Origin of the sequence: Novosphingobium sp. FSW06-99 (assembly GCF_001519065.1) — a bacterium.
GTDB lineage: Bacteria > Pseudomonadota > Alphaproteobacteria > Sphingomonadales > Sphingomonadaceae > Novosphingobium.
Genome location: NZ_KQ954260.1, coordinates 182,167 through 195,729, shown reverse-complemented (window position 1 = coordinate 195,729; position 13,563 = coordinate 182,167). Strand labels below are relative to the sequence as shown.

General features: G+C 65.6%; 10 protein-coding genes. 6 read left to right on the top strand and 4 right to left on the bottom strand.

Annotation, left to right across the window (positions count from 1 at the left end):
- Positions 1-18: 18 nt before the first annotated feature.
- Complete coding sequence (locus AQZ49_RS16880; RefSeq protein ID WP_067618273.1) at positions 19-870, top strand: metallophosphoesterase; 852 nt, start codon at positions 19-21, stop codon at positions 868-870.
- A 34-nt stretch (positions 871-904) separates the two neighbouring features.
- On the opposite strand, the gene AQZ49_RS16875 is transcribed toward AQZ49_RS16880, so the two are convergent.
- Genes AQZ49_RS16875 through AQZ49_RS16865 form a run of 3 tightly spaced genes read right to left on the bottom strand, consistent with a single transcriptional unit; the run spans position 905 to position 4,046 of the window.
- Positions 905-1,708 (bottom strand): SDR family oxidoreductase, encoded by an 804-nt coding sequence (locus tag AQZ49_RS16875; RefSeq protein ID WP_067618271.1) that lies wholly within the window; start codon positions 1,706-1,708, stop codon positions 905-907.
- 11 nt (positions 1,709-1,719) lie between these two features.
- Entirely contained in the window at positions 1,720-2,859 is a 1,140-nt protein-coding gene (locus AQZ49_RS16870; RefSeq protein WP_067618268.1) for an acyl-CoA dehydrogenase family protein, read from the bottom strand.
- 23 nt (positions 2,860-2,882) lie between these two features.
- Positions 2,883-4,046 carry an acyl-CoA dehydrogenase family protein gene (locus AQZ49_RS16865; RefSeq protein ID WP_067618265.1) on the bottom strand — a complete coding sequence of 388 codons (1,164 nt, stop codon included), beginning with the start codon at positions 4,044-4,046 and terminating at the stop codon, positions 2,883-2,885.
- A gap of 180 nt (positions 4,047-4,226) precedes the next feature.
- On the opposite strand from AQZ49_RS16865, the gene AQZ49_RS16860 reads away from it, so the two are divergent.
- The 5 genes from AQZ49_RS16860 to AQZ49_RS16840 all read left to right on the top strand — a co-directional run bounded on the left by AQZ49_RS16860 (position 4,227) and on the right by AQZ49_RS16840 (position 12,134).
- Positions 4,227-5,105, top strand: coding sequence for an SDR family NAD(P)-dependent oxidoreductase (locus tag AQZ49_RS16860; RefSeq protein ID WP_067618262.1), 879 nt, complete (start codon positions 4,227-4,229; stop codon positions 5,103-5,105).
- An 87-nt stretch (positions 5,106-5,192) separates the two neighbouring features.
- Positions 5,193-6,485, top strand: coding sequence for an acyl-CoA dehydrogenase family protein (locus AQZ49_RS16855; RefSeq protein ID WP_067618259.1), 1,293 nt, complete (start codon positions 5,193-5,195; stop codon positions 6,483-6,485).
- Positions 6,486-6,584: 99 nt separating this feature from the next.
- Complete coding sequence (locus AQZ49_RS16850; protein ID WP_067618256.1) at positions 6,585-7,676, top strand: Zn-dependent alcohol dehydrogenase; 1,092 nt, start codon at positions 6,585-6,587, stop codon at positions 7,674-7,676.
- Between the two features lie 12 nt (positions 7,677-7,688).
- A complete protein-coding gene (locus AQZ49_RS16845; RefSeq protein WP_156428358.1) occupies positions 7,689-8,768 on the top strand; it encodes a phosphotransferase family protein in 1,080 nt (359 codons plus the stop codon).
- A gap of 54 nt (positions 8,769-8,822) precedes the next feature.
- Entirely contained in the window at positions 8,823-12,134 is a 3,312-nt protein-coding gene (locus AQZ49_RS16840) for a DUF3857 domain-containing protein (protein WP_082701854.1), read from the top strand.
- Here the strand turns inward: AQZ49_RS16840 and AQZ49_RS16835 are convergent.
- Entirely contained in the window at positions 12,112-13,560 is a 1,449-nt protein-coding gene (locus tag AQZ49_RS16835; protein ID WP_156428357.1) for an amidase, read from the bottom strand. The two genes, AQZ49_RS16840 and AQZ49_RS16835, sit on opposite strands and share 23 nt — an antisense overlap.
- Positions 13,561-13,563 lie beyond the last annotated feature (3 nt).

Sequence of the window (13,563 nt, the reverse complement as noted above, 5' to 3'; positions counted from 1 at the left end):
GCGCAAAGCGCCCCGGTGATGAGATCGCTTCGCCGCCGCTTGCTCGGCCTTGTGCTTTGCCTGCTGGGCGCAGTTGCGCTCCGCGGGTTGCTCGAGGCCCGGTCCGACCCGGTGGTGCGCCGGGCGCAGATCGTGCTGCCGGGCGTCGATCCGCGCACGCCTGCGCTGCGCGTGGCGCTGCTGTCCGACATCCATGTCGGCAATCTGGCCACGCCGACCTGGCGATTGAACCGCGTGGTCGACCAGATCAACGCACAACATCCCGACGCCATCCTGATCGCGGGTGATTTCGTCAACGGGACAGGCAGCCGAAGCTGGGATTTTCACCCCTGGGCATTGGTTGCACCGCTATCCCGGCTGCGTGCCCCGCTGGGCGTTCACGCCGTGCTGGGCAACCATGATGAGGGCAGTTCGCGCCGCTATGTCGATTTCGCGCTGCGCATGGCGGGCATCGATGTGCTGCACAACCGCGCCGAACGCATTGGCCCCATCGCGCTGATCGGCATGGACATGTTTGCCGACACCTGGTCCGATGTCGGGCCGGTGCTGGCACAGGCCCGCGCGATGGGCGGCTTTCCCGTGCTGATGACCCATGCCCCGCCCTTCCCCGGCCAGACCCGCACCGACATTCCGCTGATTCTGGTCGGCCATACCCATTGCGGGCAAGTTGTCCTGCCCGGTTGGGACAATTCGTACGACGTGCCCAACGGCATGCAGCGCTTTCCCCCCGAACTGCGCTGCGGGATCGCGCATCTGGGCACGCAATTGGTGGTGACCACCGGCGGGGTGGGCGCGGCAACGATCCCCCCGATCCGCCTCAACGCCCCGCCCGATTTCTGGATACTGACATTGACGGGCAGGGCGCGCTGAGCGGCACCCTGCCCTGCGCCTCAATTCCGCGCCCTCAATGTCCAGATGGATCGGTGAATTCGCTCGGGATCCAGCCGTTGACGATACCGCCGTCGATCGGCAGCGGGGTACCGACGATATAGTCGCCTGCCCGGCTGGCCAGGTAGATCGCACCACCGGCCATGTCTTCGATCGTGCCGACCCGCTTTGACGGGATGCCCGCCGCCGACTTTTCGGGGGCCAGCTTGGCCGCCTTGTTCATTTCCGACGGGAACGCGCCGGGGCAGATGCAACTGGCGACGATATTGTCGGTAATCAGCCGCGCGGCCATGCGCTTGGTCAGGTGGACCACCGCCGCCTTCGACGCCTGATACGAATACGTCTCCCACGGATTGATGCGCAGCCCGTCGACTGAGGCGATGTTGATCACTTTGGCCGGGCGGTCCACGCTGGCCGCCGCCTTGAGCAGGGGGTGCAGTTTCTGGGTGAGGAAAAACAACGTCTTGACGTTGAGGTTCATCACTTTGTCCCAGCCCATTTCGGGGAACACGTCAAAATCGGCGCCCCACGCGACCCCGGCGTTGTTGACCAGGATGTCGAGGCTGCTTTCACGTTCGGACAAGTCCTGCACCAGTGCATCGAGCCCGGCGGTCGAGGAAATGTCGCCGGGCAAGGCGATGCAGCGGCTGCCCAGCCGGGCGGCCGTTTCGGCCACCACTTCGGCCTTGCGCGCGGTGATATAGACGCGCTCCGCCCCTGCCGCGAGGAACCCCTCGGCAATCATCGCGCCAATCCCGCGCGACCCGCCGGTGACCACGGCAACTCGGCCTTCCAGGCTGAAAAGTTTGGAAAAATCCATCGTTCTGATCCTTAATAACCCGACAACGTGGCAACGCGGTCGGCGTGATAGCTGGCATCGCCGAGGAATTCGGCCAGCGCGCGATCGCGCTTCATGAACAGGCCGATGTCGAATTCGTCGGTCATACCGACGCCGCCATGCATCTGCACCCCTTCGCGCACCGCCAGATTGGTCGCGCGGCTGGCCTTGGCCTTGGCCACGCTGACCATCAGATCGGCCTGCGATGATCCGCCATCGAGCAGTTGCTGCGTCTTGATCACCGCCGCATCGGCGATTTCCAGCTCTGCATAGAGATGCGCGGCGCGGTGCTGCAAGGCCTGGAATTCGCCGATCAGCTTGCCGAACTGCTTGCGGGTCTTCAGGTAATCGGTGGTCCGGGCAAAGGCGCCGATGCCCACCCCGGTCAGTTCGGCCGCCGCGCCGATGCGCCCGGCCGCCAGCACCTGGTTCAGCAGCGCGCGGCCGCCATCGACTTCGCCGATTACCGCGCCGCCATCGACATCCACCCCGTCAAACGTGACATGGCTGGCGATCGCACTGTCGACCAGCCGCACCGCGTTGTGACCAATGCCCGCTGCATCGCGCGGCACCGCAAACAACGTCACCCCGTCGTCATCGCTGTCGCTGCCCGCCGTGCGCGCCGCCACGATCAGCGCATCGGCGGTCGCGCCATGCACCACGAATTGCTTGGCCCCGGTCAGGCGGAACCCGTTGCCCGCGCGTTCGGCGCGCAGGCCGATGCGTTCGGGGCGGTGCTTGGCGCCTTCGTCGATCGCCAGCGCCAACACCTGTTTGCCCGCGATCACTCCGGGCAGATAGCGCCCCTTGAGATCGTCGGACGCCGCGCCAAGCGCGGTGGCGCCAACCACGGCGGTCGACAGGAAAGGCGACGGGGTAAGATTGCGGCCAATCTCGCGCAGCACAATGCCCGCTTCGACATGGCCAAGCCCCAGCCCGCCATCGGCTTCGGACACCAGAATGCCGGTCAGCCCCATTTCGGCAAATTGCGCCCACAGCGCGGGATCATATCCCGCGCTGTCGCCACTGTCGCGCAGGCGGCGCAACTGGGTCTTGATTGCACCTTCATCGGCGATAAAGCCGGTAACGGTTTCGGCCAGCATGGCCTGGTCTTCGGTATGGTACAGCGGCATGTCGCTCTCCGCAGAAAAGGAAATCAGGCGCCCGGCAGATCGAGGATGCGCTTGGCAACCACGTTGAGCATCACTTCGCTGGTGCCGCCCTCGATGGAATTGGCCTTGGTGCGCAGCCAGCCGCGCGCGGCCGCGCCGCCACGGGTTGCCGGGCTGTCCCATTCGAGCGCGGTCGAGCCGCCCGCCGCCATCAGCAATTCATGGCGCCGTTTGTTGAGCTCGGTCCCGGCATATTTCATCATGTTGGGCTGCGCGGGATGCGCACGGCCGACTTTGGCCTCATCAAGGAACTTTTCGCCCATCGCCGCATAAGCCAGCGCATCGATGTCGAATTGCGCCAGTTCGGCCCGCAGCACCGGATTGTCGATGCCGCCGTGGCGCTGCACCACCGCGCCGATCGCATTGAGCCGTTCGCCGCCGCCCGCGCCCGAGATCATCTCGCGCTCGTGGCCGAGCAGATACTTGGCCACATCCCAGCCGCGGTTCAATTCGCCAACGATCTGGTGCTTTGGCACCACGACATTGTCGAAGAACGTTTCGCAGAACGGCGAATTGCCGCTGATCAGCTTGATCGGCTTGGTCGTCACGCCCGGCGTGGTCATGTCGAACAACAAGAAGCTGATGCCCTGATACTTGTTGGCCTTGTCAGTGCGCACCAGGCAGAAAATCCAGTCGGCCTTGTCGGCATAGCTGGTCCAGATCTTCTGGCCGTTGACCACCCAGTGATCGCCGCGATCTTCGCCGAACGTCTGCAGCGACACCAGGTCAGAGCCCGAGCCGGGTTCCGAATAGCCCTGGCACCAGCGGATCTCGCCACGCGCGATCTGGCCCAGATAGTGCACTTTCTGGTCTTCGGTGCCGAATTTGAGCAATGCGGGGCCCAGCATCCAGATGCCAAAGCTCGACAATGGCGGGCGCGCACCGATCCGCGCCAGTTCCTCGCGCCAGATCTTCGCCTGCGGCGCGGTCAGCCCGGCACCGCCATAGGCCTGCGGCCAGTCGGGCACGGTATAGCCCTTGGCGACGCAGCGTTCGAGCCAGACCTTCTGCGCCTCGCTCTTGAACACGAAATTGCGCCCGCCCCAGCAGACATCGTCTTCATCCTGCACGGGTTTGCGCATCTCGGCGGGGCAATTGGCATCGAGCCAAGCGCGGATTTCCGCGCGGAATGTGTCCAGATCCGACATCGTTGTCTCCTCTCTTAAACGAGAGGTTAAGGCGACTCGCGGGGTGCTGCAAGCCCGGATTTCCGGGCATTTTGGGAAGTGTCGCATGCCGTAGCGTAAACCGCGTGGCGGTTGACGCGCCCCGATTTGCGCCGCAGTCTGCCGCCAACAAGACGACGTACGGGAAAGGGGCCACAGGCCATGAGCAGCACATCACGCTTCACCGGCAAGACGGTGGTCGTCACCGGCGCGGCGTCGGGAATCGGGCGCGCCACGGCACTGGCCTTTGCGGGCGAAGGCGGCGTAGTCTATGCCGCCGACATCGATGCGCAAGGGCTTGCCGCCACGGCCGCCGCGTCGAACGGCGTGATCCACACCCATGTCGCCGATGTCACCAGCACCGAAGATATCCGCGCGCTGATGGACCGCGCGGCGGCCGAAACCGGTGGGATCGACGTGGTGTTCAACAATGCCGGCGCAGGCGGCGATCGTGCGCCGATCGACGAGATCGAACCCGCCGGGTGGGACCGCACGATGGATCTGCTGCTGCGCTCGGTGGCGTTCGGCATCCGCTATGCCGTGCCGCACATGAAAGGCCGCGCCTCGACTCGCAACGGCGGCGCAGCGATCATCAACACCAGCAGCGTGGCCGCGGTCGGCCCGGGCTATTCGCCCACCGCCTATGCCGTGGCCAAGGCCGGCGTGCTGCACCTGACCAAAGTCGCCGCCGCCGATCTGGCCAAACACGGCATCCGTGTCGCGGCGGTCCAGCCGGGCTTTATCAACACCAACATCTTTACCCGCGCGCTCGATCTGTCGGGCGATGCCGAGACGATGGCCAAGGCGGCCATTGCACACATGTCGCAGGCCGCGCAGCCTGTCGCGCGCGGCGGCCAGGGCGACGACATTGCCCAGGCGGTGCTGTTCCTCGCCAGCGAAAATGCCGGTTTCGTGACGGGCACCTCGCTGGTGGTCGATGGCGGGCTGACCATCGGCCCGCGCCATAGCTGGGACCCTGCCAGCCCTGGCATTTTCGAGATGCTGGAACAATTTGCGCAAAGTCCGCAAAGCCCACCTTGATCTGGCGCAAGGCTTGGCGCAGAGATTTAACCGATAGATTAAACGCGAACAGATTCGGCGCCAAGCGGGCGCCTGGGAGAGGCTGAGATGGATTTCGATCCGACCGAACGGCAAGTGTACTGGCGCGACCGCGTGCGCGATTTCATCGAAAACCGCGTGCGCCCGCGCCACGCCGACTACAAGGCGGAACAGCGTACCGGCGACCGCTGGAAAGTGCTGCAAGTGGTCGAAGAGGAAAAGGCCCGTGCCAAGGCGGCGGGGATCTGGAACTTGTTCATGCCCCCGCGCAATTCGGGCCATCATCATGTCGATGACAGCTTTCAATTCGAAGGCCCGGGCCTGACCAATCTGGAATATGCGCTCTGCGCCGAGGAAATGGGCCGCATCGGCTTTGCCAGCGAGGTGTTCAACTGCTCCGCGCCCGATACCGGCAACATGGAAGTGCTGCACCGCTATGGCACGCGCGCGCAAAAGGACGAATGGCTCGAACCCTTGATGAACGGGCGTATCCGGTCGGCCTTTTTGATGACCGAACCGCAAGTCGCCTCGTCGGACGCCACCAATGTCGAAACCTCGATTGCGCGCGATGGCGACCATTATGTGATCAACGGCCGCAAATGGTGGTCATCGGGTCTGGGCGATCCGCGCTGCAAGATCCTGATCGTGATGGGCAAGACCGATTTTGGCGCCAAGCGCCATTCGCAGCAATCGATGGTGCTGGTGCCCACCGACACCCCCGGTGTCGAGATCGTGCGCCATCTGCCGGTGTTCGGCTATGACGATGCACCGCATGGCCACATGGAAGTGCGGCTGAACAACGTGCGCGTGCCGGTCGAAAACATCCTGCTGGGCGAAGGGCGCGGGTTCGAGATCGCGCAAGGGCGCCTCGGGCCGGGCCGCATCCACCACTGCATGCGCACGATCGGCGTGGCCGAGGAAGCGATCGCCAAGATGGCGCGTCGCCTGCAAAGCCGGGTCGCATTCGGCAAGAAAATCTCTGAACATTCGATCTGGGAACAGCGTATCGCCGCCGCGCGCATCGATATCGACATGACCCGCCTGCTCTGCCTGAAGGCGGCGGACATGATGGACAAAGTCGGCAACAAGGCGGCGGCGCTGGAAATCGCGATGATCAAGGTGCAGGCGCCCAACATGGCACTGCGGATCATCGACGATGCCATCCAGGCGCATGGCGGCGCGGGCGTGTCCGAGGATTTCGGCCTGGCCGAAGCCTATGCCCATCAGCGCACGCTGCGGCTGGCCGATGGTCCCGACGAAGTGCACAACCGCGCGATCGCCCGCATCGAATTTGCCCGTCACAGCGACAAGCCGGGCGACAAGACCGACTTCAGCTCGGGCGACCTGGGGGTCGCACGCTGAACCTTGACCCGCTTTATGTCGCGCCGGTCAAAGTGGGGGTGCCTGCTTCGACCGGCCCGGCATAAGCGGGGATGGTCCTTTACAAGAGGGAAAGTTGCGATGAGAGCCGCCGTTCTGCAACAAGCCGGCACGCCGCTGGTGATCGAGACGCTGAGCGTGGCCAAGCCCGGCCCGCATGAAGTGCTGATCCGCACCGCCGCCTGCGGGCTGTGCCATTCCGACCTGCACTTCATCGAAGGGTCGTACCCCCACGCCATGCCCTGCGTGGCCGGGCACGAAGCGGCGGGCGTGGTTGAAGACGTCGGCAGCGAAGTGCGCACGGTCAAAAAGGGCGACCATGTCGTTACCTGCCTGTCGGCGTTTTGCGGGCATTGCGAATTCTGCGTGACCGGGCGCATGGCGCTATGCCTGGGCGGCGACACCCGGCGTTCGTCCAGCCAGCCGCCACGCCTGACGCGCGACAGCGATGGCGCCACGGTCAACCAGATGCTCAATCTGTCGGCGTTTGCCGAACTGATGCTGATCCACGAACATGCCTGCGTTGCGATCAATCGCGACATGCCGCTCGATCGCGCGGCGATCATCGGCTGTGCGGTCACCACCGGGGCGGGCACGATCTTCAACGCCTGCAAGGTCACGCCGGGTGAAACCGTGGCGGTGGTCGGCTGCGGCGGGGTGGGCCTGGCCACGATCAACGCGGCAAAAATCGCCGGCGCCGGGCGGATCATCGCCGCCGATCCGATCGCCGAAAAGCGCGATCTGGCCATCAAGCTGGGCGCGACCGACGTGATCGATGCCAGCGCACCCGATGCCGCCAAGCAGATAGTCGAACTGACCAAAGGCGGCGTCGACCATGCCATCGAGGCGGTCGGTCGTCCCGCGTCGGCCAGCCTGGCGGTCGCCAGTTTGCGCCGGGGCGGCACCGCGACGATCCTGGGGATGATGCCGCTGGCCGAAAAAGTCGGTCTGTCGGCGATGGACCTGCTGTCGGGCAAGAAACTGCAAGGCGCGATCATGGGCGGCAACCGGTTCCCGGTCGATCTGCCGCGTCTGGTCGATTTCTATCTGCGCGGGTTGCTCGATCTCGACACGATCATCGCCGAACGCATCCCGCTCGACGCGATCAATGCCGGGTTCGACAAGATGCGGGCGGGCCATTCGGCGCGTTCGGTGATCGTGTTCGATAGCTGAGGACCACAGCCCATGACCCAGACCCCGGCGATGGACGCGCAGACCGCGTTTACCGGCACCGTCCCGCCCGAAGGCGACGACCGGCTCGATGAAGCCCGGCTGACCGCTTGGTGTGCCGACCATGTCGCAGGCTTTGTCGGCCCGTTGTCGGTGTCGAAATTCAAGGGCGGGCAATCCAACCCGACCTATCGCATCGATGCGCCTTCGGGCCCCTATGTGCTGCGCCGCAAGCCGTTCGGCAAATTGCTGCCATCGGCCCATGCGGTCGATCGCGAATACAAAGTGCAGGCGGCGCTGTCGGCCACCGGCTATCCGGTGGCGCGGCAATATGGGCTGTGCCTCGATGAGACCGTGATCGGATCGTGGTTCTATGTGATGGGCTGTGTCGATGGCCGCACGATCTGGGACGGTGCGATGCCCGGCGCCACGCCCGCAGAACGCCGCGCGCACTATTTCGCGATGGTCGACACGCTTGCCGCGCTCCATGCGGTCGATCCGGAGGCGGTGGGCCTTGGCGATTATGGCAAGCCGGGCAACTATTTCGGGCGGCAGGTCGATCGCTGGACCAAGCAATATCGCCTGTCGGAAACCGAAACGATGCCCGAAATGGAGCGGCTGATCGAATGGTTGCCGCAAACCCTGCCCGAACAGATGCGCATCAGCGTGGTGCACGGCGATTACCGCATCGACAACATGATCTTTGCCCGCGACGAGGCCAAAGTGCTGGCCGTGCTCGACTGGGAACTGTCGACACTGGGCGACCCGCTGGCCGATTTCACCTATTTCTGCACTGCCTGGGCGCAAGACAACGGCGGGCGTTCGGGGGTGAAGGATCTCGACCGCGCGGCGCTGGGCATCCCCGAACTCGATGAAGTGGTGGCGCATTATTGCGCGCGCACCGGGCGCGGCAATGTGCCGCAGATCGACTGGTATCTGGCCTACAACTTCTTCCGCCTGGCCGCGATCATCCAGGGCATCAAGAAACGGGTGATCGACGGCACCGCATCGTCCGCGCATGCCAGGGCGATGTCCGAACGCGTGCAGCCACTGGCCGCGCTCGCGCTCAGCCACGCGGTGCTGGCCGGGGCGTAAATCGGTCGATCCACATGCTGGCGCCCGCTTTGGGATCAGGTTAGGCTGGCGTCGATGCGACGTCCCCTTTTGCGCTGTGCGATTCTCCTGCTTGGCGCCACCGCGCTTGGCGGCGGTGTCAACGCGTTCGGCGCGGTGGCGCCGGATGCCGCCCCTCGCCCGGCCATCGCGCCGCCGCCCGATTGGGTGCTGCCCGCCACGATCCCGCCGCCGCCTGACCAGACCGAACGCTCATCGGTGATCGTTCTGCTGACCGACGAACAGGCGCACCTGACCGATGGCGGAGTCGCGCTCTATCGCGACAACATCTATCGCATTGCCACCTCGCAAGGGCTCGATTCAGCCGCGTTGCAGATCAACTGGGACCCCAGCCTCGAACAATTGACGATCCACCGCTATCGCATACTGCGCGACGGCCAGACGATCGATCTGTTGGGCGATGGATCGCATCTGCAAGTGGTGCGGCGCGAAAAGAACCTGGAAAACGCCACGCTCGACGGTGAATTGACCGCGTCGCAACAGCCCGAAGACTTGCGGCTGGGTGATGTGATCGATCTGGCCTATACCATCGTGCGGCGCGATCCTGCGACCGGCGGGCGCGCCGAGGGGCTTTATGGTCCGCAGGATGGCTGGTCATACGGGCGTTATCGCCTGCGGATCACCTGGCCCGACGCGCGCCAGGTGCAATGGCGGGCCGCGCCCGGCGTCGTGCAGCCCAAACGGACCGAAACCGGCGGACAGATCGAACTGCTGACCGACCTGACCAATGTGCTGACCCACCATGGTCCATCCCATGCCCCGTCGCGCTATGGCTTTGTCAATCTGGTCGAACTGAGCGAATTTGCCGACTGGCCGGCGGTGTCGCGCCGGTTTGCCGGCTTGTTCGACGCCGCCGCGACATTGCCCGCCAACAGTCCGCTCCATGCAGAAATCGCGCGCATCGCCGCCGCTTCGCCCGATCCGGTGCGCCGGGCCGAACTGGCACTGGCACTGGCCGAAGAACAAGTGCGCTATCTGTTCGTCGGCATCGATGATGGCGGCTTTGTCCCCGCGCCCGCCGACCAGACCTGGCAACGCCGCTATGGCGATTGCAAGGGCAAGACCGCGCTGCTGATCGCGCTGCTGCATGGCCTGGGCATCGCCGCGCGCCCGGTGCTGGTCAACACGCAGGATGGCGATGCCACCGCGCATCGCCTGCCGACAATGGCCGGGTTCGACCATGTGATTGTCGAGGCAACAATCGGCGGCAAGAGCTACTGGCTCGATGGCACGCGCCAGGGCGATACGCATCTCGATCGTCTGGAAATGCCCAATTACGGCGTGGGCCTGCCCGCCACCACCGAGGGCAGTGCGCTGATCGCCATGATTCCGCCGCCGCCGACTGCCCCGCAAAACGTCACCAGCCTGACCCTCGACGCCTCGGCCGGGATCGAGGCGCCGGCCAAGGCCAGCGCCGAAATGCGTTTTCACGGCGAAGACGGCGCGACGATGCGGATGAAATATGCCGGGCTGTCGAGCGCAGACCTCGATCACAGCCTGAAAAAGCTGTGGCACGACACCTATGATTTCATCACCCCCGACACGGTCGCGGCGCGGCAGGAGGAACCCGGCGGCGATTTTGTGATCACCTTGCGCGGGCGGGCCAGGATGGACTGGTCGCTCAGCGGATCATCACGCTGGTACGAACTCGATCGTGCGAGGGTGGGATGGAAATTCGACACCACCCGCGATGGCGACTTGCTGCCCGATGCGCCGTTCGCGTTTCCCCATCCCGAATGGTGGGCCAATCATGAAACGGTGATCCTGCCCCGGCACGGCGAAGGCTTTACGCTGCAAGCCAGGGATGTCGATCGCACGGTGGGCGGGCTCTATGCCTTTCACCGCACGGTCACCATGGCCAACGGCGTGGTGACGATGGACAACGACACCCGCTCGCTCAAATCCGAATTGCCCGCCGCCGAGGCAGACGGCGTGCACAGCGCGATGCAGGATCTCGCCGACGAGGGCGTGTTCATCCATCTGCCCGATGGCTATCTGCGCACCGCGGCCGATTTTCAGGCGCTGGCCGCAGACAAAGTGGCGCTGGCCCGTGCGCATATGCAGAACGGCGCAGTGCTGCTCGACCGCAACGATGCGGCATCGGCCATTGCCGAAGCCACCGCCGCGCTGTCACTCGATCCCGATCTGACAATGGCCCATGGCGTGCTGGCGCTGGCGCTGGCGCGCGAAGGACACGACGATACGCGTGCACTGGCCGAAGCCGACACTGTGCTGGCGGCCAAGACCGCCGCCGACGGACAACGCTGGCTGGCCTGGTCGGCGCGCGGTGCGGTGCTGTTGCGGCGGGGCGACTATGCCGGGGCGCTGGCCGCCTATACCAAAGTGCTCGACGCCAACCATGGCGATCTCAACGCGCTGATCGGGCGCGGTTCCGCCCATCTGGAACTGGATCACCCGGTGCTGGCGCTGGCCGATTTCGACGCGGCGCAAGCAATCATTCCCGATCTGCCGATTGCCGCACTGCGCGCGATGGCACTGGCGGGGGTTGGCCGCCGCGCCGATGCGCTCGATGCCGCCGACAAGGCAATCGAACACGCCCCCGACGATCGCCAGACCCGCGTGCTGCGCATCACGGTGCGCGAAGAGACTGGCGACATGGCTGGCGCGCTGGCCGATGCCGACTATTTGCTGGCGCACAATCCGGGCGCGCAGGACTATCTCATCCACGCTGAATTGCTGCCGCTGACCGATACCGCGCGGCGCGAGGCAGACATTGCCGCCGCGCTGAAACGTGATCCCAAAAATGCGGGCGCGTTCATGCTGCGCGCGCAAGGCGCGATCACCACCGGGCAGTTGGATGTCGCCGCACGCGCGCTGACCCAGGCCAGCGCGCTCAAACCCGACAATCTGGCGCTGACCGGATTGCAGCTCGATCTGATGGCCAAGCGTGGCGAAGCGGAAGCCGCGCTCAAACTGGCGCAGGACACCACCGCGAAACACCCCGGCGATGCCAGCGCGCTCAATCTGGTGTGCTGGTTCAAGGCCACGCGCAATGTCGCACTCGACAGCGCGCTGGCCGATTGCGATGCCGCACTGAAACTGGCCGAAGGCACCCCCGCATATCTCGACAGCCGGGGTCTGGTGCGGTTGCGCTCCAACGATGCCAAAGGTGCGATTGCCGACTATTCGGCGGCGCTGCGCCATTCGCCCGATCTGGTCAGTTCGCTCTATGGCCGGGGCATCGCCTGGGCCCGGCTGGGCGATCGCAACCGCGCGCTGGCCGATCTGTCACGCGCGCGCAGCACGCGGCCCGAAATCGATACGATCTGGGCCGATTACGGCGTCACACCGCCGGCCGGGTTCTGAACAGATCGGCGGCGGCCGCCTCATAGGCCGCCGCCACCGCCAGACACGTCGCCTCGCCATGGATCGGCGCGACGATCTGCACCCCCATCGGCAGGCCCGTGGCGCTGAACCCGGCAGGCACGGCCAGCGCAGGGCAGCCCGCCATCGTCACCAGACACACCGCCTGCATCCATTCGTGGTAGGTCTGCATCGCCTGCCCGCCCACCACCGTGGGCCAGTGCTGTTCGACCGGGAACGGAAAGACCTGCGCGGTGGGGACGATCCACACGTCGTAGCGGCACAGGAACGCGGCGACCGCGCGGCTCCAGCCGGTGCGGATCGCCGACAGCGCGGCGACATCATAAGCCGACAGCGCAAACCCGCGCTCGATCTCCCACAGCGCCTCGGGCTTCAACAGGCGCCGCGTGGCGGGATCGTTGTACAGCGGCAGCATCCCCGCGCCGCTGTGAAAATGGCGCAGGCCGACAAACGCGCGCCAGACTTCGGCAACGGGAAAGTCGGGCACCGCCTGTTCGACATGCGCGCCCATTGCGGCGAAGCGATCGACCGCCTGCCGCGCGACATCGAGCACGCCGGGGTCGAACGGCACTTGCCCACCGAAATCGCCCGACCAGGCGATCCGCAGGCCCTTCATCGCCACAGGTTCGACCGCACGCAGCGGCGCCGCATCGGATTGCATGGCCAGCGGCATACGCGCGTCCCACCCGGCCATCACCGACAGCATCAGCGCCAGATCGCCCACATCGCGCGCCATCGGCCCGGTGACGGCAGGCGAAACCAGCCAGTCCTCGGCGCCTTCGGTGGCAATCCGCCCAAGACTGGTGCGAAACCCGCAGACGTTGTTCCACCCCGCCGGATTGCGCAGCGAACCGCCATAATCGCTGCCATCGGCCAATGGCAGCATGTCGGTCGCCAACGCCGCCGCCGCGCCGCCGCTGCTGCCACCCGCCGACAGCGCCAAGTTCCACGGATTGCGCGTCACCCCCCAGACCGGGTTGAAACTGTGCGAGCCCAGCCCGAATTCGGGGGTGTTGGTCTTGCCCACAAAGATCACCCCGGCGCGGCGCAACCGTTCGGCCACCAGACCGTCGTGGCGCGCGATCTGCCGCGCAAAGATCGGCGACCCTTGCGTCCAGGCCAGCCCCGCCACCGGTTCGAGATCCTTCACCGCATGCGGCAGCCCGTGCAGCACGCCCAGCGGCGCACCGCTCGCCACCATCCGGTCGGCCCGTTCCGCGTCGGCCAGAATGTCGGCACGGTCGCGCATGGCGATGATCGCATTGACGCGCGGATTGATCGCCTCGATCCGGTCAAGAAACGCGCTGGTCACCTCCACCGACGAAACCTGCCGAGCGGCGATCGCGGCCACCAGCGTGCGGGCGGGCCATTGGGTCAGCGGGAGGGAATGGGGAAGGTCCATCGTCATGGT

Excerpts from the sequence above, each read along its gene's own strand:
- AQZ49_RS16880 (WP_067618273.1), top strand. The coding sequence starts at position 19 with ATGAGATCGCTTCGCCGCCGCTTGCTCGGCCTTGTGCTTTGCCTGCTG.
- AQZ49_RS16875 (WP_067618271.1), bottom strand. The coding sequence starts at position 1,708 with ATGGATTTTTCCAAACTTTTCAGCCTGGAAGGCCGAGTTGCCGTGGTC.
- AQZ49_RS16870 (WP_067618268.1), bottom strand. The coding sequence starts at position 2,859 with ATGCCGCTGTACCATACCGAAGACCAGGCCATGCTGGCCGAAACCGTT.
- AQZ49_RS16865 (WP_067618265.1), bottom strand. The coding sequence starts at position 4,046 with ATGTCGGATCTGGACACATTCCGCGCGGAAATCCGCGCTTGGCTCGAT.
- AQZ49_RS16860 (WP_067618262.1), top strand. The coding sequence starts at position 4,227 with ATGAGCAGCACATCACGCTTCACCGGCAAGACGGTGGTCGTCACCGGC.
- AQZ49_RS16855 (WP_067618259.1), top strand. The coding sequence starts at position 5,193 with ATGGATTTCGATCCGACCGAACGGCAAGTGTACTGGCGCGACCGCGTG.
- AQZ49_RS16850 (WP_067618256.1), top strand. The coding sequence starts at position 6,585 with ATGAGAGCCGCCGTTCTGCAACAAGCCGGCACGCCGCTGGTGATCGAG.
- AQZ49_RS16845 (WP_156428358.1), top strand. The coding sequence starts at position 7,689 with ATGACCCAGACCCCGGCGATGGACGCGCAGACCGCGTTTACCGGCACC.
- AQZ49_RS16840 (WP_082701854.1), top strand. The coding sequence starts at position 8,823 with ATGCGACGTCCCCTTTTGCGCTGTGCGATTCTCCTGCTTGGCGCCACC.
- AQZ49_RS16835 (WP_156428357.1), bottom strand. The coding sequence starts at position 13,560 with ATGACGATGGACCTTCCCCATTCCCTCCCGCTGACCCAATGGCCCGCC.